This window comes from Caballeronia terrestris (assembly GCF_001544515.1).
Lineage (GTDB): Bacteria > Pseudomonadota > Gammaproteobacteria > Burkholderiales > Burkholderiaceae > Caballeronia > Caballeronia terrestris.
Map to the genome: position 1 here is coordinate 35672 of NZ_FCOL02000033.1, position 22539 is coordinate 58210.

The following is a 22539-nucleotide window of genomic DNA, read 5'->3' on the forward strand; positions in this document are numbered from 1 at the left end:
TGTTCAACGCGGCGTAGTGCGCAGCGATGAAGGACCGCCTGTGAGGGCGATCCGCTGCCCCGTATCGCTCAAATGTCCACCGTTCACCGCAAAAAACGCAAGCTGCTTTTCGACGTTGTACTGCACGATCAGATGCTTGCCATCCGCGCTGAACACGATGCCCTGCGATGCCTCGCCACCTGCAACCTCGGACACCTTCACCGCCTGTCCGTCACGGATTGCGAAGAGCAGCACCTTGCCGCGCGCGTGGCGTCCGGGGTTGTCGGGCGTCAGGTTCGAGCCGTCCATCGACTGCACGCCGATCCACTTGCCATCGGGCGAGATCGCGACGCCTTCCGGCAGCGACGGCACCGTGATGTGCTGCACCGTGCGAAACGGCACGCGCGATACATCGATGAGCGTCACGGTATCGGCATCGCCCGCGAGTTTGCCCGCGTAGGCCGGCAGCCCGGCGAGTCCGACATCGCTCACGACGGCCCACTTGCCGTCGCTTGAAACGTCGATCGTGTACGGCGCCACGCCGCTCGAAAGACGCGTGCCGCTGTCGGTGACGCGGCCGTCGGCGACGTTCAGCACCGCGACGCCCTGCTCGTCGCGCAATGCAACGAGCGCATGCGCGCCGTCGTGCGTGAAGCTCACGCCGGCGAGACGCTTCTGCGCGATCTTGAGCGTATCGACAATCGTCACCCGATTTCCGTCGATGCCGAGCACGACGACACTGCCATCGACGCAGGTGACGAGCGCGATGCGTCCGGCGCGATCGATGGCGATGCCCTGCGGATGGCTGCCGATATCGAGCCGCGTGACGGCCGGCGGCGACGCTTGCATATCGACCACCTGTATGAACCCGTCCATCAGCAGCTTCCTGGCGTCGTAGTCGTAGCGCGTCGGCGCGGCGACCAGCGCGATGCTTGCGTCCGGCGTGATCGCGACGGCCTGTGGCGGGCCTTGGATACCGTTTTCGACTTCGACCTGTACCTTGACCTGCGGCGGAAAACGGCTCGCGTCGAGGAGCGTGAGCGTGTCGGGCTTGGGGCTGGCCGGATACGTGTCGCGGCCTTCGACGCGCTGGTATTTGCCGTCGTTGCCTGAAACGATCCAGTCGGCGGCGTACGACGTGCAGGCCATGACGGCGATCGTCAGGCCAGCCAGCGCTTGTGTGCAGCGGGGTGAACGCATTTTTATGTCTCCGTTGATTTTTAGACGACGCTTGTCAAACCGCCATCGACGAAAAGCGTTTGACCGTTTACGAAATCCGACGCCGGCGATGCCAGAAAGACCGCAGCGCCCGTCAGTTCCTCGACGCGTCCCCAGCGACCGGCGGGCGTGCGCTTGCACAGCCAGTCGGAGAAAGCGGGATCGTCGACGAGTGCCTGGTTCAGATCGGTTGCGAAGTAGCCCGGCGCGAGCGCGTTGGTCTGAATGCCGCGACCGGCCCATTCAGCGCACATGCTTTTGGTGAGCATGCGAATCGCGCCTTTCGTCGCTGCATAGGGCGCGATGCCCGGCCGCGCGAGTTCGCCCTGGACTGAGCAGATATTGATGATCTTTCCGCGACCGCGCGGCAGCATGTGTCGCGCGACGGCTTGCGAGACATGAAACGGCCCATCGAGATTGACTTGCAGCAGGTCATTCCAGTCGTTGCCGTCGAAGGTTTCGAGCGGCGCGCGGCGCTGGATGCCGGCATTGTTCACAAGAATGTCGATCGGGCCGATGCGTGTTTCGGCATCATCGATCGCGGCGGCGACCTCGTCGCGTTTCGTTACATCAAAAACCGCGATATCCGCGATGAAGCCTTCCTCGCGCAATTGAGCCGCAACGGCGAGAGCCTTCTGCTCATTGCGATCATTGATGACGACCGCCGCCCCGGCGCCCGCCAGCCCGCGCGCCAGCGCGAGCCCGATGCCGCGTCCGGAGCCGGTGATCAAAGCGCGCCTTCCGTTGAGGCTGAATAGCTTCAGTGTCTCGTCCATTTTTATCCGGCGCATTCGATGCGTCCTGTGCTGTCTCCAATGTTCACAGTTCAACCGAAGTGCGGCGCTCACGCCAATAGTCTTTCATGACGCTGTTATCATGATTCGTGATTACGCCCGCCGATGGAGAGCGATCATGGAGCTGAAGCATCTGCGCGCTTTCGTAGCGCTCGCCGAAGAACTGCACTTTGGGCGGGCCGCGCAACGGCTATGCATCGTCCAGCCCGCGCTCAGCATGCAGATCAAGGCGCTGGAAGAGGAACTCGACGTGCGGCTGCTTGAGCGAGATCGTCACAAGGTCGCGCTGAGCGAGACCGGCAGGCTTTTTCTGCCCGAGGCGCGCGCCACGTTGCATCAGGCGATGCGCGCGGAGCAGACGGCGCGTCTGTCGGCGCGCGGGGAAATCGGGACGTTGCGGATCGCGTTCGTGTCGTCTGTGCTCCCGAAGCTCCTGCCGACGCTCATCCGCACGATGCACGCGCGCTATCCGCTCGTGACGCTCGAATTGAAGGACATGCCGACGCCGGACCAGATCGCCGCCCTTCACGACAATAAGCTCGATTTCGGGCTGATACGCCTGCCCGTCGCGGGGACGGGGTTGCAAATTCGCACGGTGCTCGAAGAACCGTTCGTCGTGGCGCTGCCCGACGATCATCCGCTAGCGGCGCAGGAGGTGATCATGCCGGTCGATCTTCAGGGCTGTCCGGCGTTCGTGCTCGCGCGGCGTTATGCGCCCGGCTTTCACGACGAGATGCTCGTCGCGTTGAAGCGCGAGGGCGCCGATCTCAACATCGCGCAGGAACTCGGTGAGTTCACGACGATGTTGGCTTTGGTCGCGGCGGGCTTGGGGATCGGGATGATTCCGGCTGCGGCGGCGATCGCGCTGCCGCCGAAGGTGGTGGCCCGGCCGCTGGAACTGCGCGATCATCGGGCGGGGATTGGGCTGGCTTATACCGATCTTGATAATGCTGCGAAGCGGGCGTTGCTGGGGGTTATGGACGAATGTACCGGCGAGGTGCGGGGGGAGTAGGCGCGTCGTGCTGCCGTTTCGTCCGGCGAAGAAGATGCCGGACGAAACGAATCGTTACTCAGCGGTCAATGTGCGCGCCCCATCAGCGCCGCCGGCTTCTCCCGCGGCGTCATCCGCGCAAAGAAAACCACCGCCGCCGCAACAACCGACATCACCGCCAACCCCGTCATCCCCCCTTCGATCGACCCCGTCTTCTGCTCGAGAAACCCGAACGTCGCCGGCGCGACAAACCCGCCGAGATTGCCGATCGAATTGATCAGCGCCAGCACTGCCGCCGTGATCCGCGCGTCCAGATACCCCTGCGGAATCGGCCAGAACAACGCCGACGCCGCCTTGAAGCCGATCGCCGCAAAACAGATCGCGACGAACGAGAACAGCGGGCTGCCCTGTCCTGCAGCGTACATGCCGAGCGCCGCGATCAGCAGCACGCACGACACCCACGCCTGCTGGAACTTGAAGCGTGCGGCGAGCATCGCGAAGAGGTACATCGCTGCGATCGAGATGATCCACGGGATCGAATTGAAGAGCCCAACCTGGAAATCGTTGAAGTGGCCCATCTTGCGGATGATGCTCGGCAGCCAGAACGTCGCGCCGTAGATCGTCAGCGAGACCGAAAAGTAGATCAGGCAGAAGATCACGATCTGCGGATCGCGCAACAGGCTCCACACCGACGGCTTGACCGCATGCACCGCATCGCGCTGACGCTGCTCCTCCTCGATTTCGTTGACGATCGCGTCCTGCTCCTCACGGGTGAGCCACTTCGCGTCGCGCGGCTTCGAATCGAGCCAGAACCAGACGAAGGCGGCAAGCACGACGGAAGCCATGCCTTCGATCACGAACATCCACTGCCAGCCGTGCAGGCCGAGACCGGAGATCAGCATCAGTCCGCCGGAGATCGGACCGGAGAGCACCGACGCAAGCGCGGAGCCGCTCAGGAAGATCGCCATCGCCTTGCCGCGTTCGTCGCGCGGCAGCCACTTCGTGAAATAGAACAGTACGCCGGGGAAGAAACCCGCCTCGGCCGCGCCGAGCACGAGCCGCATCGCGTAGAACGACATTTCGCCCTTCACGAACGCCATGCCGACAGCGGCAAGCCCCCACGTGATCATGATGCGCGTGAGCCACGCCTTCGCGCCGAAACGCTGCAGCAGCATGTTCGAAGGCACTTCGAAAACCGCGTAGCTGACGAAGAAGAGCCCCGCGCCGAGCCCGTAAGCCGCGGCGCCGATGCCCAGATCCGCGCTTAGATGCTGCCGCACGAAACCGATATTCACGCGATCGATGTAATTGACGATAAACATCGCCACGAAAAGCGGCAGCACGTGCCACTTGACCTTGCTGACGGCGCGCGCGAGCACGTCGGCGCGCTCGGGATGGGCCGAGGCCGGGGTGAAACTGCTCATTCGATGTCTCCTAAAGAGTGGCACTGCCTTATCGCGTATCGAACGTCTGCGGAAATCAGAAGCGCGGATTCTTGCCGGTGAAGCCCGGCTCGTACTTGCGCATCTGCGTCAGGTCGTCGCGATTGCGCACGCCGCACGATTGATATTGCGCATGCAGTTCGGCGAGACGCTCGCGATCGAGTTCGACGCCGAGACCCGGCGTCGTCGGCACGCGTACCGCGCCGTTATCGAAGGCGACGCGCCCGCCCTTGATCACTTCTTCCTCCTGCCACGGGTAATGCGTGTCGCAGGCGTAGGTGAGATTCGGGATGCTCGCCGCGACGTGCGTCATCGCCATCAGGCTGATGCCGAGGTGCGAGTTCGAATGCATCGACATCCCCAGGTCCCACAGCTTGCACATGCGCGCGAGCGTCTGTGTCGCGCGCAGGCCGCCCCAGTAATGGTGATCGGAGAGCAGCACCTTCACCGAGCCCATCTCGGCGCCGCGGCGGAAATCATCCATCGTCGTGATGACCATGTTCGTCGCGAGCGGCAGGCGCGTGTGCTTCGCCAGCTCGGCCATGCCGGCAAGTCCCGGGCACGGGTCTTCGTAGTATTCGAGCAGTTCGTCGAGTTCCGGCGCGGCCGCGATACTTGTTTCGAGCGTCCAGTTCGCGTTCGGGTCGAGGCGCAGCGGCATGCCGGGGAAGGCTTCGTACAGCGCGCGCATGCAGGCGATTTCGTGCGCCGGCTCGAACACGCCGCCCTTGAGCTTGATGCTCTGGAAGCCGTACAGGTCGATCATGCGACGCGCCTGCGCGACGATCTGCTGCGGGTTCAGGCCTTCGCCCCAGGCATCGGGCGCGTAGGGCTTGTCGACGTGCTCCGCGTACTTGAAGAAGAGATAGGCGCTGTACGGCACGGCGTCGCGGACTTTGCCGCCTAGCAAATCGACGATCGGCGCGCCGACGATCTGGCCCTGCAGGTCGAGCATCGCGACTTCGAGCGTGCTGATGACCTTCGCCGCGTTCTTCGCCGAGTGCGATCCGGGAGCCAGTTCGAACTCGACGGCGCCGGGACTCGGCTTGATCGCGCCACGCACGCGCTCTTCCATCCGGTTCAGGTCGAACGGCGACAGGCCGAGGACGAGCGTTTTCGCCTGTTCGAGCACGCGCAGCATCGGCTCGTCGCCGTAGGTTTCGGAGATGCCGACGCGGCCATCGCTCGTCTCCAGTTCGACGATCGCGCGCAACGCCCACGGCTCATGGATGCCCGCGGCGTTGAGCAGCGGGCCATCGCGGAAGGCGATCGGCGTAATGCGGACTTGAGTGACGGTGATGTCGCGAGTCATGGTGGCGATCCGGTGATTTGAGGTGATGACGCATAGTAAAGCACTAATGTATTAGTGTGTCACTGGGGAAACTACTCACACGGGTTTTTGCTGCACGAAAACGCTGATTGCCATGCGCGAAGCGGCTGAGCGCCGCTATAGTACTAATATCTCAGTGAATTTTTTTCGTGCCGATCATGAAAACCAACGCTTCGCCGACCCGTCTCGACCGTTCCCGCCATGCCGCGCCGCAAGTCTTCGAAAGACTGCGCGCAATGATCCTGTCGATGGAACTTGCGCCCGGTACGGTGCTGTCGCGCGCCGATCTGGCGACGCAATACGGCCTGAGCCAAACCCCCGTACGCGACGCGCTAATGAAGCTCGGCGAGGAAGGTCTCGTCGATATCTTTCCGCAGCACGCGACGGTCGTAAGCCAGATCAACGTGACGTCGGCGTTGCAGGCGCACTTTCTGCGCCGTTCGATCGAACTAGAAGTTGTGCGCACGCTGGCGGAGAAACATGACGTCGCGCTGATTTTTCAGTTGCGCGCGACGATCGCGGCGCAGATGGAATTGCGCGACCTGCGCAACTACGAGCAATTCTCGCTGCAGGATCAGGCGTTTCATCGGCAAATGTACGAGGCGGCCGGCGTGCCGCAGCTTTGGGATCTCGTTCGGAGGCTGAGCGGGCACATCGACCGGCTGCGTCGGCTGCACCTTCCGGTCGAGGGCAAGACCATGGCCGTCGTGCGCGACCACACCGAAATCGTCGATGCGATCCAGGCGGGCGATCCCGATTCCGCGCAGGCGGCGCTGCGCAAGCATCTCTCGGGAACGCTGAGCCAGGTCGATCAGATTCGCACGAGTCATCCGGATTATTTGACGGACGAATAAGCTCACCGGTGTTTACCCGTTAATCCCCTTTTCGTGCTTGCACCGCGCTGACTCGCCACGCAAAATGTAAGCGCTAACACACGAGCAATGATCGACTATTGCAATTCAGCGATTCTTTCAGACCTCAAAATGTAAGCGCTAACATCAAAGACATGAAACGGAGACAACGATCATGAGCGCAACCCCCGTCCACGAGCAGGCCCCGCCGCGAATTCGCCGCGCCCAGATCGTGGCGCTCACGCTGCTGATGGTGAGCGGCATCGTCAATTATCTGGACCGCGGGACGCTCGCCGTCGCCAATCCGCTGATCCGCGCGGACCTCGGCCTCTCGCTCGGACAAATGGGGCTGCTGCTCTCCGCGTTCTCCTGGAGCTATGCGCTGTTCCAGTTGCCGGTTGGCGGGCTCGTCGATCGCGTCGGGCCGCGCAAGCTGCTCGGCATCGGCCTGATCGTCTGGTCGCTCGCGCAGGCGTCCGGCGGCTTCGTCTCGACTTTCGGCTGGTTCATCCTCGCGCGGATCGTGCTCGGCATCGGTGAGGCGCCGCAGTTTCCGTCGGCGGCGCGCGTCGTCAGCAACTGGTTTCCGCTGCGCGCCCGCGGCAAGCCGACCGGCATCTTCAACTCGGCGTCGCCACTCGGCACGGCGCTCGCGCCGCTGTGCCTCTCGATCCTCGTCGTCAATTTCCACTGGCGCTGGGCCTTCATCGTGACGGGCATCGCCGGCCTCGTCGTTGCGGTCGTGTGGCTCGCCGTGTACCGCGATCCCGTGAAAGCCACGATGACCGAGGCAGAGCGCCACTACCTCGAAGGCGACGAGGCCGACCGCAAGCCCGCGCCCTCGCTCACCTTCGCCGAATGGCGCTCGCTGTTTTCGCACGGCACGACGTGGGGCATGCTGATCGGCTTCTTCGGCTCGGTCTACCTGAACTGGGTTTATCTCACGTGGCTCCCCGGCTACCTGACGATGGAACGCCACATGAGCCTGATGCATACGGGCGTCGCGGCATCGATTCCGTTCTTCTGCGGTTTCCTCGGCTCGCTCACGGCCGGCTGGTTCTCCGATCTGATAACGAGCCGCAGCACGAACCCGGTCGGAAGCCGCCGCAACTCGGTGGTGATCGCGATGCTCGGCATGGTCGCGTTCACGATTCCGGCGGCGCTCGTCGAGAGCAATACGATCGCGATCGTGTGCATTTCGGTGGTGATCTTCCTGGCCAATGCCGCGTCCGCCAGCTCGTGGGCGCTCGCGACGGCTGCCGCGCCGCCGAACCGCGTCGGCTCGCTCGGCGCGATCCAGAACTTCGGTGGCTTCCTCGGCGGCGCGCTCGCGCCGATCCTGACCGGCTACATCGCGCAGACGTGGTCGTTCGTTCCAGCGCTGCTGACGGCGGCGGGCATCGCGTTCGTCGGCGCGTTGAGCTACCTGTTCTTCGTGCGCAAGCCCATCGAGGATAAGCCGACCCACACCGATACCGTTCGGGCTTCGGCCTGATTCCAACTTTATTCGAGAGATGACCATGACGACCGCCACGCAAACCACCACTTCCATCGAAGGCATCGTGCCCGTGATGCTGACCCCGTTCGACGCGTCCGGCGCGATCGACTACGCCGGGCTCGAACGCCTGATCGAGTGGTACATCGCGCACGGCTCGGACGCGCTTTTCGCCGTCGCGCAGTCGAGCGAGATGCAGTTCCTGAGCCTCGCCGAGCGCGGTGAACTCGGACGCTTCGTCGTCGAGAAGGTGGCGGGGCGCATTCCCGTCGTGGTTTCCGGCCACATCAGCGACGATCCGGACGCGCAAGCGGAAGAACTCGGCGTCGCGGCATCGACGGGCGCGCAAGGCATCGTGCTTGTGACGAACCGGCTCGATCCGAAACGCGAAGGAACTGAGGTTTTCTCGGCGAACCTCAAGCGCTTGCTGACGCGCCTTCCGTCGGACATTCCGCTCGGCCTTTACGAATGCCCGGCGCCCTACCGTCGCCTGCTTTCCGACGACGAACTGAAGATGTGCATCGATACCGGCCGTTTCATCATGCTGAAGGACGTGAGCTGCGATCTCGAGACCGTCAAGCGGCGCGTCGCGATGGCGCAGGGTTCGCCGCTGAAGGTCCTGAACGCCAACGCGGCGATCGCGTGGGACGCGATGAAGGCCGGCTCGGCGGGTTTCAACGGCGTGTTCACGAACTTCCACCCGGACCTCTACAAGTGGCTGCGCAACGATTCCGCGCAGGACCCGGCGCTTGCTGAAGAACTGTCGACGTTTCTCGTGCTCGCGGCTGTGTCGGAATCGCTCGGCTATCCGGCGCTGGCCAAGATCTACCATCAGCGCATCGGCACGTTCGATTCGATTCGCTGCCGCGTGATCGACTACGACGTGCGCGAGCGCTTCTGGGCGCTTGATGCGGTGCTCGACAAGATCGTCGCCGGCACTGAGCATTTCCGCGCGCGCATCGCGGCGCTCGGCGGAAAACCCGCGACGGTATGATGATGTGCCCGTCCTCTCCAGATTCCGATGCCTCGTTCCATTGACCCCTCGACGCCCGCCGTGCCACGCGCCCGCCGCAACACGGGCCGCACCGTGCTCTCCGACGTGGCGAAGCTCGCGGGGGTATCGACGGCGACTGTCTCGCGCGTCTACAACGAGCCCGGCAAGGTGTCCGAGAGCGTGCGCGAGCGCGTCGAACACGCGGCGCTGACGCTCAACTGGTTTCCGAACGCGGCGGGACGCGCGCTCGCGTCGACGCGCAGCCACATCGCGGGCATCATCATTCCGACGCTCGACGACCAGGTCTTCGCCTCGCAGGTCAGCGGCATGCAGGCGGCGTTCGCGGCGCGCGGCATCACGCTCGTGCTCGGCTGCTCGAACTACGATCCGGCGCAGGCGCTCGTGCAGGTCCGCGCGATGCTCGCGCGCGGCGTCGAGGCGATGGCGATCGTCGGCGAGGCGCATCCGGCTGAGCTTTTCGACGCCTTGCGGCTCTACCGCGTGCCGTATGCGGTCACGTATGCGTATCGCGAGGGCAGCCCGCACGACTGCATCGGCTTCGACAATCACAAGGCGTATGTCGAACTCACCGAGCACCTGATCGGCCTCGGACACCGCTCGTTCGCGGTCTGTATCCAGCCGACGCGCGAGAACGACCGCGTGCAGGCGCGCGTCGCGGGCATCCGCGCGGCGCTCGAACGCAATGGCCTCGCGGTGCGGCCGGAACACATGCTCGAAGGCGAATCGACGATCGGTTTCGGGCGGCGCAGCCTGCGCGCAATCTGGGAAGCGCCGGGCGAGCGGCCGACCGCGATCGTCTGCGGCAACGATCACATCGCGCTCGGGGTGCTGCGCGAGGCGGAGGATCTAGGAATCGCGATTCCGGGCGAATTGTCGGTGACCGGTTTCGATGACCTCGCGATCGCGAAAGAAATGCGGCCCGCGCTAACGACGATGCGTGTCGATACCGCCGAGATCGGCAGGCTCGCGGCGCAACATCTGCTCGACGCACTGGACGGCAAGCGGGCGCCGCGCGGACACGAGGTGCGCGCGTTGCTGCAGGTACGCGAATCGACGGGGCCGCGTCCGACCCGCAACTAAAGCCACTTCACCGAAACGCCCGCATCTGCGCCTGCATCATCTGCAGCATCTTGTTCGATGCCACCGAGAGCTTACGGCCCACGCGCGTGATCAGATGCGCCTCGGCCTTCCCCAGCAGCGGATGGCTGATTTCGATCGCAAACAGTTCCCCGGCGGCGATCTCTGTCGTCACGGCGAATTCCGGCAGACACGTAATCCCGAGCCCCGACTTCACGAACTGCTTGAGAATCGCGATGGAATTCGTCGTAACGACCGGCTCCAGCCGAATCTTCTCCGCATATTCGACAGCCTCCAGCATCTGCCGCGTACCGTAACTCGAATGCGTCGCGGCCAGCGGATACGACGCCAGTTCGCGCACCGTCATCGACTTCTTCCTGCCGAGCCCCTCGAACGACGGCCCGACGACCGCCATCAACGGCTGGCGCTTGAACGCGCGCGACACGATCCGCGGTTCGTTCGGCGGGTTGTACACGAGCCCGATCTCGCCCTCGTCCTCGGAAATCTTGCGCATCACCTCGTTGGTTCCGGCCAGGTCCAGATTCACCGCGATGCCGGGAAACTGCTTGCAGAAGTGCTGCATCGGCCCGGCGAGCAGGTCCGACACGAAACCTTCGCCCAGCACGACGCTGATGTGTCCGGTCCGCAGACCGCGCAATTCCTGCAGCCGCGAGAGCAAATCGTCCCGGTGCGCGAGCTGCTCCCGAAAATAATCGATGACGTGCGCCCCCGCCTCGGTCGGCTTGACGCCGCGCGCGTGGCGCTCGACGAGCACGGCATCGAGTTCGGATTCGAGCAGGCCGATCTGCCGGCTCACCGCCGACGGCGCGACGTTCAGTGCGTCGGCGGCGGCGCGGATCGTGCCGCAACGCACGGCCTCGTAGAAATAGACGATTCGGCTCTCGGTCAGGATCTCGGCCACTCGGCATCTCCGTTCTAAAAATTAGAACATTCTCAATATTGGCGTTGATTGATTATAGGGTCCCGTAAGTCCAACATCACAGCTCAAACGCCCGCACCGCATCGGTCAGGCGAATTTGCAAGGAGTGGACTTTATGAAGACGGTTGGAGTCATCGGGCTGGGGAACATGGGGCGCGGCATGGCGCTGTCGCTCAAACGCGGGGGCTACGCCGTGCTCGGCTTCGACGCCGCGCCGGGCGTCGCCGCGAAGCTGCAGGAAGAAGGCGTCGAGGCGCGTGAATCGGTGGCCGCCATCGCGCGCGACGCCGACGTGCTGATCCTGAGCCTGCCGACTTCGGACATCGTCGAACAGGTCGTGCTGGGCGCGGACGGCGTCGCCGCGAACGCGAAGCCCGGCCTCATCGTCGTGGATACGACGACCGCCGATCCCAACAGCACGCGCAAAGTCGCGGCGGCGCTCGCGGAAATGAAGATCGGTTTCGTCGATGGCCCGGTCAGCGGCGGTCCGAAAGGCGCCGCCACCGCCACGATGACGATGGTTCTCGGGGGCTCCGAACAAGACGTCGCGGCCGTCGAGCCGATTCTCTCGGTGATCAGCGCGAAGCGCGTGCACGTCGGCCCCGCGGGCGCCGGGCACGTCACCAAGATCATCAACAACCTGTTGACCGGCATCCACCTGCTCGCCGCAAGCGAAGCCGTGCGGGCCGCCGAGGCCGCGGGCGTCGATCCGCAGAAGCTCGTCGAGGCGCTGAACGGCGGCTCGGGACGCAACAGCGCGACGCTCACAAACTACCCGACCTGGATTTTCAACGACAAATTCGACTCGGGCTTCACGATGAAACTGATGCGCAAGGACGTGCGCCTCGCGATGGACCTGCTGCGCGGCCAGGGCGCCGAAGCGCCGATGAGCGCCGAAGCGGGCCGGCTGTGGGCCGAGAGCGCGAAGACCATCGGCGATGCGGAGGATTTCAACCGCATCGTCCAGTTCGTCCCCGAACATTAATCGACAGCCAGAGGAGCAGTGAAAGTGGAATTCAACGAAGCGGAACAGTTGCTCGCGGCCTTCGCGCATTTCTTCCCGCAAGCGAAGACGGTTGGCTCGTGGGTCGGCGGGGAACTCGTCGAAGGAACCGGCGACGACATCCAGCTCTACAACCCGGCGACGGGCAAGGCGAGCCTCGCATACAAGGACGGCGGCGCCGCGATCGTCGCGCAGGCCGCCGATGCCGCGAAGCGCGCGCAGAAAGAATGGTGGGCGCTCACGCATGCCGCGCGCGGACGCGTGATGTTCGCGATTGCACGCGAGTTGCGCGCCGAAGCCGAGCCGATGGCGCGGCTCGAATCGATCGGATCGGGCAAGCCGATCCGCGACTGCCGCGGCGAAGTGGCGAAGGTCGCCGAGATGTTCGAGTATTACGGCGGCTGGACCGACAAGTTCTACGGCGATGTCATTCCGGTGCCGTCGTCGCATCTGAACTACACGCGCCGCGAACCCGCCGGCACCGTGCTGCAACTGACGCCCTGGAACGCGCCGGTCTTCACCTGCGGCTGGCAGGTCGCACCCGCTATCTCGATGGGCAACGCCGTGCTGCTCAAGCCCTCTGAACTGACGCCGTTCACGTCGCTCGTGCTAGGCATGCTCGCCGAGAAGGCCGGCGCGCCGAAGGGTCTCATCAACGTGCTCGCGGGCTACGGCCACACCGTCGGACAGGCGGCGATCGCGAACAAGGTCGTGAAGAAGGTCGTGTTCGTCGGCTCGCCCGCGACCGGCATCCGCATCGCCGAGGCGGCCGCGAAACGCGTGTTGCCGTGCGTGCTGGAGCTCGGCGGCAAGTCGGCGAACATCATTTTCGACGACGCCGATATCAAGCGCGCCGCCCTCACCGCGCAAGCCGCGATCTTCGCCGGCGCGGGACAAAGCTGCGTCGCGGGATCGCGCCTTCTGGTGCAGCGGTCGATTTACGACCGGTTCGTCGAGATGGTCGCGACGGGCGCGAAGAAGATCAAGGTCGGTAACCCGCTCGACGATTCGACCGAAGTCGGCCCGATCAATAATCGCCGGCAGTACGAGCACGTCATGAGCATGATTTCGAAGGGCGTCGCGTCCGGCGCGACGCTCGCCGCGGGTTCGACGGCGCTATCCGACGACGGCTACTTCGTCTCGCCGACCGTGCTCGCGAATGTGACGAACGACATGGACGTCGCGCGCACCGAGATCTTCGGGCCGGTCGTGGCCGCGATCCCGTTCGACACGGAAGAGGAAGCGCTCGCAATCGCGAACGACACCGAGTTCGGCTTGGCCGGCGCGGTGTGGACGAGCGACGTCGGCCGCGCGCATCGCGTGGCGGCGGGAGTGGATGCCGGGACGTTCTGGATCAACGGCTACAAGACGATCAACGTCGCATCACCGTTCGGCGGCTACGGACTGAGCGGCTATGGGCGCTCGAGCGGAGTGGAAGCGCTCTATGAATACACGCAGACGAAGAGCGTGTGGGTCGAGACGGCGAAGGACCCGGTCACCGCGTTCGGCTATCTGTAACAGTACGGCCTCCCGTCGCACTGGCGGGCGGGAGCACTAAACAATCATGAAAGGGGAGCAGGAATGGAACACACGCTAACGACCCAGTCGACGGGAAGCGATGGCATGAGAAGCGCAAAGCTGTTCTTGTACGCGGCGGTGATTCTGCTCATCGCCGAGTTCATCGGGTCGTTTTCGTTCAAGGTCGGGCCGGGCAAGGTCGTGCTGCTGCCGATGATCTGGGCGCTCCTGCTCGGCGCCGCGCTCGGCCTCGCGAGCGATCGCTGGAAGAGCGCCGCGCGCCTCGACGTGCGCACGCAGTTCCTCGCGGCCGCGATCCTGCAGCCCGCCCTGCTCCTTTTCATCTCGAAGCTCGGTCTCCTGGTGGGCAGCGCGCTGCCCAAGCTCGCCGCCGCCGGCTGGGCGCTGGCGTTTCAGGAACTGGGACACTTCGTCGGCACGATTTTGCTCGGATTGCCGCTCGCGTTGTTGCTCGGCATCAAGCGCGAGGCGATCGGCGCGACGTTCTCGGTCGGCCGCGAGCCGAGCCTTGCAATCATCGGCGAGAAGTACGGCATGGACTCCGCCGAGGGCCGCGGCGTGCTCGCCGAGTACCTGACGGGAACCGTGTTCGGCGCGGTGTTCATCGCGATCTTCGCGGGCTTCGTCGCGAGCCTCAACATCTTCCATCCGCTCGCGCTCGCGATGGGCTCGGGCGTCGGCTCGGGCAGCATGATGGCGGCGGCATCGGGGGCGATTGCCGCGCAGCAGACGCCTGAGATGGCGAAGTCGGTACTCACTTTCGCGGCGGCCAGCAACCTGATTACGACGACCATCGGCACGTACTTCACGCTCTTCATCTCGCTGCCGATGGCCGTGTGGGGCTATCGCCTGCTCGAACCGCTGATCGGGCGGACGACGAAGGCATCGAGTGCATCGGACGTGATCAACGACGCGCGCCCGAAGCTCGGCGACGTGCAGACGGAAGCGCCCGAACTGGGCTATCGCGGCAAGATGCTCGCGTGGGGCGTGACGGCGGTAATGGCGCTGGTGTGCGACTGGATCACGCACGGAACGACACCGCTCGAAGGCCTGCCCGGCATGTTGCTAATGGTGCTGGCGGTAATCGTCGGCGATGCGGTTTTCAAGGTGAGCGGACGCAAGATTCCGGCGGTGTGCTGGGTGTCGCTGGTGGCGATGTTCATGACGTCGCCGTGGTGTCCGTGGGGCGCGCAGATTGCGGCGTTCAGCTCGAAGAACGACTTCCTCGGCGTGACGACTCCGATGCTTACTTTCGCGGGACTTTCCATCGCGAAGGATATTCCGGCATTCCGGCGACTCGGCTGGAGAATCGTGCTTGTTTCGTTCGTCGCGAATGCGGGGACGTTTCTTGGGGCGGCGCTGGTGGCGCAGTTTTTTGACGTGTGAGGCAAAGTCGGGCGTGCTGTTCAACTATCTTCGCCAAGTCGATGCAGCACGCTGGCCACCACACGATCGCACTGAACGCCGCCGAACTCGAACAGGCCCGGCTCGGCGAGATCGATATCCCTCGCGAGCGATTCGCGCAACAGGCTCCTCGCGCGAAAATGCCGGCTGCGGACCGTGGCCTCCGGAACGCCGAGACACAGCGCAGTTTCTTCGACGCTCATCTCCTCGACCGAACGCAGCACGAACACGACGCGAAACACTTCCGGCATCTCGTCCAGCTTGCGCTCCAGCAACGCGCGCATTTCGGCGACGGCCGCTGATTTGTCGGGGGAATTGTCATCGCCTGCGGCCAGTGCCATTGCGTCGACCTCGACATCGGTGCTCCACTCCACCAGCGGAATGACCCTTTGACGCCGCGCTGTCCGGCGCAAGCGGGCAAAGCACTCATTGAGCACGAGACGCGACAGCCACGTCACGAGCGCCGCGTCGCCACGAAACTGGCCTATCGATCGATAGGCCGACAGATACGCGTCCTGCAACGCGTCCTCGGCTTCCGCGTCGTCACGCAGCGTGGCGCGCGCCAATCGATACAGGCGCCGGTTATGGCGGCGCATCAGCAATGCGAACGCCGCGCGATCGCCCGCGCGAATGCGGGAGACTATCGACAGGTCATCGATGGCGGCAGGTGTCGAAGGTAATGCGGCTCTTTCCATCACGGGACCTTCTGGACGGTCAATGTGCCGTGCATCGTGGGATGAAAGTCGCACGCGTACGGATAATTTCCCACCCGGCCGACGACATAACTCCACGAGGCGTTCGGCGCGATGCTGTGCGAATCGAACGCTTTCGAGACGGCGCTCGCCGTGTGGGGGAACAAGTCCTTGTTCATCCACACGACGCGATCGCCCGGCCGCACCGTCAGCGTCGCTGGATCGAAGCGCATCTGCTCGATCACGACGACGTGAGTTGCGGGCTCGGCCAGCGTCGCGTCACAAGACACAGCAAGCGCAACGGCCAGGATCATTGCGCGATCAACCACCGCTCTTGCCCAGTTCAGCCTGCAGATGCTTCGCATGCTCCAGGTGCGCGACAAACGCCGGTCGCACCTTGACGAGAAGCCCCTTCAACTCACCGTTCTGCGCGCTCGGTATCAGGGTCTTGTCGAGCGCGCTCAAAACGCTCTCGTGATACGCGACCTCATGATCGATGTACGCCCGATCGAACGGCTTGCCCTTGAGCGTCTTGAGATTGGCGAGATTCGCATCGCCGCCTTGCTTGAGGCTCTGGCTCGTCGGGTTGTCTTCGGGCTTCACGCCAAGCTTCTGGACAAGGTCGGTGGCGGCCTTGTTGACCCCGCTATGGTCGGTGATCATCCGCTGCGCAAACGCCTTGACGTCTTTCGACTGGCTCTTCGACTTCGCCAGCTCGCCGGCATCGATATCGACCTGATTCGCGGTCACTACGATCGCCGCGATTTGCGGATCGGTGGGTTGCGAACTCTGCGCTACGCATAGCGTGCTGGCTAGCGCCAACGTCGCAAGCAAAGGGATTCTGCTGAGTCTCATGACATATCTCCGGGAGCGATGTGCATCGTGCTCGGCCCGCGCGGCGAGATTGCCATTCGGGCTTTCTATGGGATTGGATGTCACGAGAAAAAGCGCTGTTCCCGAAACGATTTGTGGGGGCGTCGAAGAAAGCGCTGTTGTATGTAGTCGATTGCAGAGTGGGGTCTTGAATCCCGCGCGTCAGAACTCCCTCTTGCGACACATCACTGCCACGATGTCCGACTGCGTCAGCATCCCGACGAGTTCGTTATCGTCGAGCACGACAGGCATGTGATGATGCCCTTTGGCCGTAAAGCGATGGATGACGTCGGCGACGCGTGTCGCTGCATCGACGGTTGTCATTGCCGTCGACATGACGCTGCGAACCGGTAACGCCCTCCTTTCTCGCTCCGCTTGGTCGGTAACGTCGCTTCGGATGCCCGTGGGAAGCGGTTGAAGGTCCGCGCGCGTGACCACGCCTATCAGGCGGTGTTCAGAGTCGATCACCGGCAGCAGCTTGACCCGGCGTTTGTCCAGCAGACCCAGCGCTTCACCGATGGTCTGCTCGCCGGTAACGCTCGTGACTGGGGTTCGCATGACCTCCCCGCAAGTCATTTCCATTAGCCGCCTGAAATAGGCTTGCTGCTCCAGCCTCTCACGCAGCAATTCCACGCGATCCGGATCCAGCCCGGACGTGTGTAGCTCGTTGCGAAAAGAATGACCTGCATCGAGCTGTGCAGTGGCACGCCGGACACTCGTCAGCCACCTCGTAAAACTGGAACCGACTGCCATGTTTGCCTCGTCCAGCGTCAACCATGTGTAATGTAAACGTATCACAACGTGACACGCTTGCGCGCAGCGCGCCGGACAAAACGTGATTAGCGTTTTCCCGCAGTCGCAGGGGAAACGCGCGCTTTTCCAGGGATAAATTGCTGGCGCATCGCATGGCATACTCACCAACCCCAAAACGGATGGCCGTGCGACAGTCGCCGTATGTATCACATTGTGATCTATAATCAAATCGTCGGCGTTTGAAGGGGGACGACCATGCTTATCACCAGCGACTTTGAAATGGGCTATCTGATCGTCGTATTTGCGCTGCTGGGCGTGATCTTCATCGGCGCGCTTCTTGCCGCGGTACATCTCGATCGATGGCACCCGAAGCTGATCGGTGCGGCAATCGGCGCGCTGCTCGGTTTCGTTCTGATCGAAGCGGTTCCGCTTATAACGTGAAGGCGAAAGCCGTTCTCAAAACTCTTCGGTGATGAACTTGAACGGATAGTCAGGCGCCGTGTAGCCCTCGGAAGCTTGCCGCTTGGGCAACTTCACCCGCTTGCGCGGAATCGCTTCATAGGGAATCTTGCCGAGCAGATCGCTGATGATGTTGAGCCGCGCGCGTCGCTTGTCGTTCGAAATCGCGACGGACCACGGTGCGATTTCCGTGTCCGACGCCTTGAACATCGCATCGCGTGCGCGCGAATAGTCATACCAGCGGCTGTACGACCGCAGGTCCATGTCGGTGAGCTTCCAGACCTTGCGCCCGTCGTTGATGCGCGCTTCCAGACGGCACGTCTGCTCTTCCTCGCTCACTTCCAGCCAGTACTTGATGAGGAGCACGCCGGAATTCACGATCGCGCGCTCGACCAGCGGAATCGCATTCAGGAACGCCTCCGCGTCTTCCGCCGAGCAAAAGCCCATTACCCGTTCGACGCCCGCGCGGTTGTACCAGCTTCGATCGAAGATGACGACCTCGCCCGCCGCCGGCAGATGCGGCAGATAGCGCTGCACATACATCTGGCTTTTCTCGCGCTCGGTCGGAGCCGGCAGCGCGATCACGCGAAACACACGCGGACTCACGCGCTCGGTGATCGCCTTGATGACGCCGCCCTTGCCCGCGCCATCGCGTCCTTCGAAGACGATGCACACCTTCTTGCGCTTCTGCACCACCCACTCCTGCAGCTTCACGAGTTCCACATGCAAGGGCAGCAACGCCTTCCTGTAGTCCTTGTAGCTCAGCGTATCGCCCTTCGAAGACTCCTCTTTACCCCGTTTCTTCGACATGTCCGTGCCTCCGATGTCAAGCTATTACCCCGCGTCGATCTCGTTCGTCAGCGGCGCGCCCGATTCGAACTCCGTCACGCTTTGCAGCGTCGTCTCGCAGATGGTGGTCACCGCCTCGCGCGTGAGAAACGCCTGGTGCCCGGTCAGGATCACATTGGGGAACGTGACGAGCCGTTGCAGCACGTCGTCGGTGATGATCGTGCCGGAGAGGTCGCGGAAGAAGAGCCCCGCTTCCTGCTCGTACACGTCGATCGCGAGGCCGCCCAACTGGCCGCTTCTGAGCGCATCGATGACGGCTTCCGTATCGATGAGCCCGCCACGGCTCGTGTTGATAAGCAACGCGCCGCGCTTGGCGCGCGAAAGCGTATGGGCATCGATGATGTGATACGTATCGGGCGTGAGCGGACAATGCAGCGAGATGATGTCCGCGCTCGAACCGATCTCGCCCGGCTCCGCATAGCGCGCGCCCATCGCCTCGAATTCCGGCGACGGAAACTTGTCGTAGCCGATCACGTCGCAGCCGAAGCCGAGCATGATCTTCGCGAAGACGCGTCCGATCTTCCCGGTGCCGATCACCGCGACCGTCTTTCCGCACAGGTCGAAGCCCATCAGGCCGTCGAGCGAAAAGTTGAAGTCGCGCGTGCGGTTGTAGGCGCGGTGGATCTTTCGGTTAATCGCCATCAGTAACGCGACGGCGTGCTCCGCGACAGAATTCGGCGAGTAGTCGACCACCCGCACCACCTTGATGCCGAGCGCGCGCGCGGCGTTCAAATCCACGTTGTTGAAGCCGGTGCAGCGCAGCGCGACGAGCTTCGTGCCGCCCTTCGCAAGCGCTTCGAGCACCGCCGCATTCGCATGGTCGTTGACGAAGATGCACACGGCGCCGTGGGCCGCCGCGAGACTCACGGTCTCGTCGTCGAGCGGGACCTCGTAGTACTTGAGGCGATGGGTGTGCGCCGCATTCGCGGCATCGAGATATTCGCGATCGTAGGGCTTCGCGCTGAAGACGGCGATTTCCATCGTGTGCCTCCGAAGTTCTTGAATCGGCGTGAAAGTGTCGCGCTATCCGCTCGCGAGCACAGCGGCGATCTGCACGAACAGGATCTTCACGACGGTCATCGACGGGAAGATCATCGCATAGCCGACGTCCGGTGCATCGGTCGGTGCGACGCGGTTTGCGAAGGCGAGGATCGCAGGATTGCCCGTCGCGCCGCTGAGTATGCCGACCGTCATGTCAAACGGCAGCCTGAAGACCCACAGGCAGAAGATCGCCGTGACAATGAGGAGCGCGAGCGCAATGGCCACGCCGTACAACAGGAACGACAAACCCGCCACGCCGATGGTTGCAAAGAACTTCGGCCCCGAGGCGATGCCCACTTGCGCGAGAAAGATCGTCAGGCCGAAGTTGCGCAGGACCAGGTTCGCGGAAAGCGGCATCGTCCAGACGAACGGGCCGACGCGACGCACCCGGCCCAGAACGAGCGCGACCAGCAGCAGCGCCGCGAGCCCGAGCGCGAGCTTGCCGACGCCGGGAATCGGCAACGGAATCGCGCCGGCCAGGAGCCCGAGCGCCGCGCCGACACCGATCGAGATGAAGCTCAACTCGGCCGTCCCCTTGATCGAATCGCCGAAGAGCGCGCGCAATTGTTTCATGTGCGCGCGGTTCGCAAGCAAGCCGACGCGGTCGCCGAATTCGAGGATGAGGTCCTGATTCGGCATCAGGTCCGCATCGCCCCGGCGAACGTGCGCGATCGTGCAGACGACGCCCTCCGGGAAACGGATATCGCGCAGCATGCGTCCCACCACGAGCTTGCTCGATGCGAAGACGCGCCCGTAGTCCAGGTCCTCGCGATGGCTCGTCATGCGCCCCGGCTGCAGTTCACCGAAGAGCGATATGGCTTCTTGCAGCGCGGCGGGATCGGTGGCCGTGGCGAGCAGGACGTCGTCGGCTTGCAGGACGAGATCGTCGGTGGGCGGGCGGTTGTGATGCTCGCGACGCACAGCGGCGATCGCGATTCCCAACGGCATGCGCGTCTTCACATCGGCCAGGCGTGAACCGATGAACGCCGGGTTGCGCAACGCGATCTCGGCCGTTTCGATGAGCTTCGGCGGCGGCCGCTCGATGTGCGGTTTCAGAAGCGCGCTAAGGACATACAGGAAAAGGATCGGCCCCGCGACGCCGAACGGATACGCGACGCTGTAACCGACCGTCGGGCCGTCGCCTTTCATGGCGGCCATCGCGGCCTGCAGGCTCGCCGTGCTGGTGCCGGACCCGGCGAAGAGTCCGAGCGATTCGTCGAGCTTTACGCCGAAGAGCGGCACGAACGCGACCGCCAGGAGCCCGGAGGCGATCACGCCAAGCGCAGCGGCGATGTTGGCCTTGAGGCCGTCGGCGCTGGTGAGGCCCTTGAAGAACTGGTCGCCGTACTGGATGCCGATGCCGTAGAGAAAGAGCAACAGCCCGAGCGTGCCGAGCAGCGCGGGCGGCGCGGACTTCGGCGCAAAGCCGCCGATCGCGAGCCCGACGAAAAGCACCGCGCCCGAGCCGAGGGCCACACCCTTGACGCTGATCTCGCCGATGACATAGCCGAGCGCGACCGTAACGAAGAGCGTGAGCAACGGCTGGGATTCGAGCAACATCCTGACTGCATCCATGACAGTACCCTTCGATGAGCAGGAAAGGACGCGGCCAGAAACACCGGCGGCGCATGAAGCTTCTCGATGACCTGAAGATGCAGCCCGAAGGCGCGTTTACAATTTAGGTTTAAAACCCTTAAAAGACAATGCGGGCATGGACGGATGTTGCGGCACAATCGCGCCCGTCGTGCGACTGGGCGCACCGCTTGCAATAAGCTAGAACAACCCGCGTCGGCTCGGATCGTACATCGGATCGGGCGATTTCTGGGTTTGCCGCAAGACGCCCTGATCGTCGAAATAGAAATTGAAGATCAGGTGATTGATGTTGTTTTCCACATACCGGTAAGACCAGACGTCCCGCTTCATCCGCGAAAAATACGATGTCTCGAACGGGCGGCCGAAGTTCACGAGCACGTCTTCGCGCGTCCACTTGTTGACTTCCGCGCGGTAGGACTCGCTCTCCTGCAGCACTTGCCGAACGCTCACCACCTTGCCCGATGCATCGACGTCGGCGGCGGTTGTGGTCGTGCCCATCGGCTGGGTCGGCCACATGAGACGCTTGCCGCCGCCGGGGAGATCGTAGGTTTCTTTGGGCGGTCCTAGCTTCGCGAGCAACGCGGACTGATCCGCGCCCGGCTCGACCTGCTGATACGGCTGAGCGCAGGCAAAGAGCGCCAACGCCCCCGCGCAGACAATCAATCTGGCGATACGGCTCTGCATCACGTCTCTCCCGCGATCGAATCAAATCAGCCGCGCCGCTTCGTCGAGACGGCTCTTCGCCGGCAGCAAATCGCCCCGCGCAATGCGCACGAGCGAGAACGCCCGCGTCTCCGGCGGCGTGCCCGGAATGTGCGCGAGCCGGAACTCGATGTCATCGCCCGGCTGCGTGCACGTGTCGTCCATCACGACGTTCATCCGGTCGAGCCGCAGCCGCTTCACCTCGACGAACGCGCGCTCCTGCGGCTCGGCCAGCACGCTGCGTACATGCTCGAACTTGCGTTCAAGCGCATCCATCGGCAGGCCGAGGCTCGCGAGCCTCTGACTGTTTTCTTCGATGCGCGCCTGCAACCGCGCGATCTCGCCCGCATCGAGCGCGGCTTCGTTGCCGAACACCGAGCGCATACCCGCGCCCTGCCGCTCGAGCAGTTGCAAGCGCGCCCTGAGCAGCGCGCGCTCCTCTTCCAGCACTTCCCTCTTCGATGCATCGCCCGCGACGCCTTGCAGCCCGTCGAGCGCC

22 protein-coding genes and 2 pseudogenes are annotated in these 22539 nt (G+C 63.7%); 9 read left to right on the forward strand and 15 right to left on the reverse strand.

Translation table 11 applies throughout. The features are described 5' to 3' along the window. Positions 1-3 precede the first annotated feature (3 nt). Complete coding sequence (locus AWB67_RS23265; protein WP_087658581.1) at positions 4-1179, reverse strand: YncE family protein; 1176 nt, start codon at positions 1177-1179, stop codon at positions 4-6. A gap of 20 nt (positions 1180-1199) precedes the next feature. Then, entirely contained in the window at positions 1200-1973 is a 774-nt protein-coding gene (locus AWB67_RS23270; protein WP_087658582.1) for a glucose 1-dehydrogenase, read from the reverse strand. A gap of 136 nt (positions 1974-2109) precedes the next feature. Here AWB67_RS23270 and AWB67_RS23275 point away from each other — a divergent pair, with 136 nt between their 5' ends. Beyond that, positions 2110-3003, forward strand: a complete 894-nt coding sequence (locus tag AWB67_RS23275) for a LysR family transcriptional regulator (RefSeq protein ID WP_087658583.1) — start codon at positions 2110-2112, stop codon at positions 3001-3003. A gap of 65 nt (positions 3004-3068) precedes the next feature. Here the strand turns inward: AWB67_RS23275 and AWB67_RS23280 are convergent, their stop codons facing one another. Both AWB67_RS23280 and AWB67_RS23285 read right to left on the reverse strand, forming a co-directional pair. After that, positions 3069-4406: an MFS transporter gene (locus tag AWB67_RS23280; protein ID WP_087658584.1), complete on the reverse strand. Its 1338-nt coding sequence runs from the start codon at positions 4404-4406 to the stop codon at positions 3069-3071. Positions 4407-4461: 55 nt separating this feature from the next. Further along, on the reverse strand, positions 4462-5736 hold the full coding sequence (locus tag AWB67_RS23285) for a glucarate dehydratase family protein (protein WP_087658585.1): 1275 nt from the start codon (positions 5734-5736) through the stop codon (positions 4462-4464). A gap of 176 nt (positions 5737-5912) precedes the next feature. On the opposite strand from AWB67_RS23285, the gene AWB67_RS23290 reads away from it, so the two are divergent. The 4 genes from AWB67_RS23290 to AWB67_RS23305 all read left to right on the forward strand — a co-directional run bounded on the left by AWB67_RS23290 (position 5913) and on the right by AWB67_RS23305 (position 10195). Continuing rightward, positions 5913-6608 carry a GntR family transcriptional regulator gene (locus AWB67_RS23290; RefSeq protein WP_087658605.1) on the forward strand — a complete coding sequence of 232 codons (696 nt, stop codon included), beginning with the start codon at positions 5913-5915 and terminating at the stop codon, positions 6606-6608. 172 nt (positions 6609-6780) lie between these two features. Next, positions 6781-8100, forward strand: a complete 1320-nt coding sequence (locus AWB67_RS23295) for an MFS transporter (RefSeq protein WP_087658586.1) — start codon at positions 6781-6783, stop codon at positions 8098-8100. Positions 8101-8125: 25 nt separating this feature from the next. Continuing rightward, entirely contained in the window at positions 8126-9094 is a 969-nt protein-coding gene (locus tag AWB67_RS23300) for a Dap2 family DHDPS-related protein (protein WP_087658587.1), read from the forward strand. A gap of 27 nt (positions 9095-9121) precedes the next feature. Then, the gene (locus AWB67_RS23305; protein ID WP_200822285.1) at positions 9122-10195 is read left to right on the forward strand and encodes a LacI family DNA-binding transcriptional regulator; all 1074 of its coding nucleotides are present in this window, start codon (positions 9122-9124) and stop codon (positions 10193-10195) included. 7 nt (positions 10196-10202) lie between these two features. Here the strand turns inward: AWB67_RS23305 and AWB67_RS23310 are convergent, their stop codons facing one another. Beyond that, complete coding sequence (locus AWB67_RS23310; RefSeq protein ID WP_087658588.1) at positions 10203-11114, reverse strand: LysR family transcriptional regulator; 912 nt, start codon at positions 11112-11114, stop codon at positions 10203-10205. A gap of 133 nt (positions 11115-11247) precedes the next feature. Between AWB67_RS23310 and AWB67_RS23315 the strand changes: the two genes are divergently transcribed. From AWB67_RS23315 to AWB67_RS23325, 3 genes are all read left to right on the forward strand, one after another. Next, positions 11248-12117, forward strand: coding sequence for an NAD(P)-dependent oxidoreductase (locus AWB67_RS23315; protein WP_087658589.1), 870 nt, complete (start codon positions 11248-11250; stop codon positions 12115-12117). A 24-nt stretch (positions 12118-12141) separates the two neighbouring features. Further along, the gene (locus AWB67_RS23320; RefSeq protein ID WP_087658590.1) at positions 12142-13653 is read left to right on the forward strand and encodes an aldehyde dehydrogenase family protein; all 1512 of its coding nucleotides are present in this window, start codon (positions 12142-12144) and stop codon (positions 13651-13653) included. A gap of 63 nt (positions 13654-13716) precedes the next feature. Beyond that, positions 13717-15060 (forward strand): DUF3100 domain-containing protein, encoded by a 1344-nt coding sequence (locus tag AWB67_RS23325; protein WP_087658591.1) that lies wholly within the window; start codon positions 13717-13719, stop codon positions 15058-15060. 20 nt (positions 15061-15080) lie between these two features. Here AWB67_RS23325 and AWB67_RS23330 read toward each other — a convergent pair whose 3' ends face one another. From AWB67_RS23330 to AWB67_RS43385, 5 genes and pseudogenes are all read right to left on the reverse strand, one after another. Next, on the reverse strand, positions 15081-15773 hold the full coding sequence (locus tag AWB67_RS23330) for an RNA polymerase sigma factor (RefSeq protein WP_200822286.1): 693 nt from the start codon (positions 15771-15773) through the stop codon (positions 15081-15083). Further along, complete coding sequence (locus AWB67_RS23335; RefSeq protein ID WP_087658593.1) at positions 15773-16084, reverse strand: cupredoxin domain-containing protein; 312 nt, start codon at positions 16082-16084, stop codon at positions 15773-15775. The genes AWB67_RS23330 and AWB67_RS23335 overlap by 1 nt, the downstream gene beginning before the upstream one ends. Positions 16085-16091: 7 nt before the next feature. Beyond that, complete coding sequence (locus AWB67_RS23340; protein ID WP_087658594.1) at positions 16092-16625, reverse strand: DUF4142 domain-containing protein; 534 nt, start codon at positions 16623-16625, stop codon at positions 16092-16094. 180 nt (positions 16626-16805) lie between these two features. After that, a complete protein-coding gene (locus tag AWB67_RS43380; RefSeq protein WP_374729846.1) occupies positions 16806-16979 on the reverse strand; it encodes a CBS domain-containing protein in 174 nt (57 codons plus the stop codon). A 93-nt stretch (positions 16980-17072) separates the two neighbouring features. Further along, positions 17073-17555 (reverse strand): annotated as a pseudogene (locus AWB67_RS43385) (CBS domain-containing protein); the annotation flags it as partial. Positions 17556-17651: 96 nt separating this feature from the next. On the opposite strand from AWB67_RS43385, the gene AWB67_RS23350 reads away from it, so the two are divergent. Further along, on the forward strand, positions 17652-17837 hold the full coding sequence (locus tag AWB67_RS23350; RefSeq protein WP_087658595.1) for a hypothetical protein: 186 nt from the start codon (positions 17652-17654) through the stop codon (positions 17835-17837). 15 nt (positions 17838-17852) lie between these two features. On the opposite strand, the gene ppk2 is transcribed toward AWB67_RS23350, so the two are convergent. From ppk2 to AWB67_RS40870, 5 genes and pseudogenes are all read right to left on the reverse strand, one after another. Next, positions 17853-18665, reverse strand: coding sequence for a polyphosphate kinase 2 (gene ppk2, locus AWB67_RS23355; protein WP_087658596.1), 813 nt, complete (start codon positions 18663-18665; stop codon positions 17853-17855). 24 nt (positions 18666-18689) lie between these two features. Next, a complete protein-coding gene (locus AWB67_RS23360) occupies positions 18690-19685 on the reverse strand; it encodes a 2-hydroxyacid dehydrogenase (protein ID WP_087658597.1) in 996 nt (331 codons plus the stop codon). Positions 19686-19727: 42 nt separating this feature from the next. After that, the gene (locus AWB67_RS23365) at positions 19728-21320 is read right to left on the reverse strand and encodes an aspartate:alanine exchanger family transporter (protein WP_087658598.1); all 1593 of its coding nucleotides are present in this window, start codon (positions 21318-21320) and stop codon (positions 19728-19730) included. A gap of 198 nt (positions 21321-21518) precedes the next feature. Further along, complete coding sequence (locus tag AWB67_RS23370) at positions 21519-22022, reverse strand: hypothetical protein (protein ID WP_087658599.1); 504 nt, start codon at positions 22020-22022, stop codon at positions 21519-21521. Between the two features lie 21 nt (positions 22023-22043). Next, positions 22044-22539 (reverse strand): annotated as a pseudogene (locus tag AWB67_RS40870) (hypothetical protein); the annotation flags it as partial.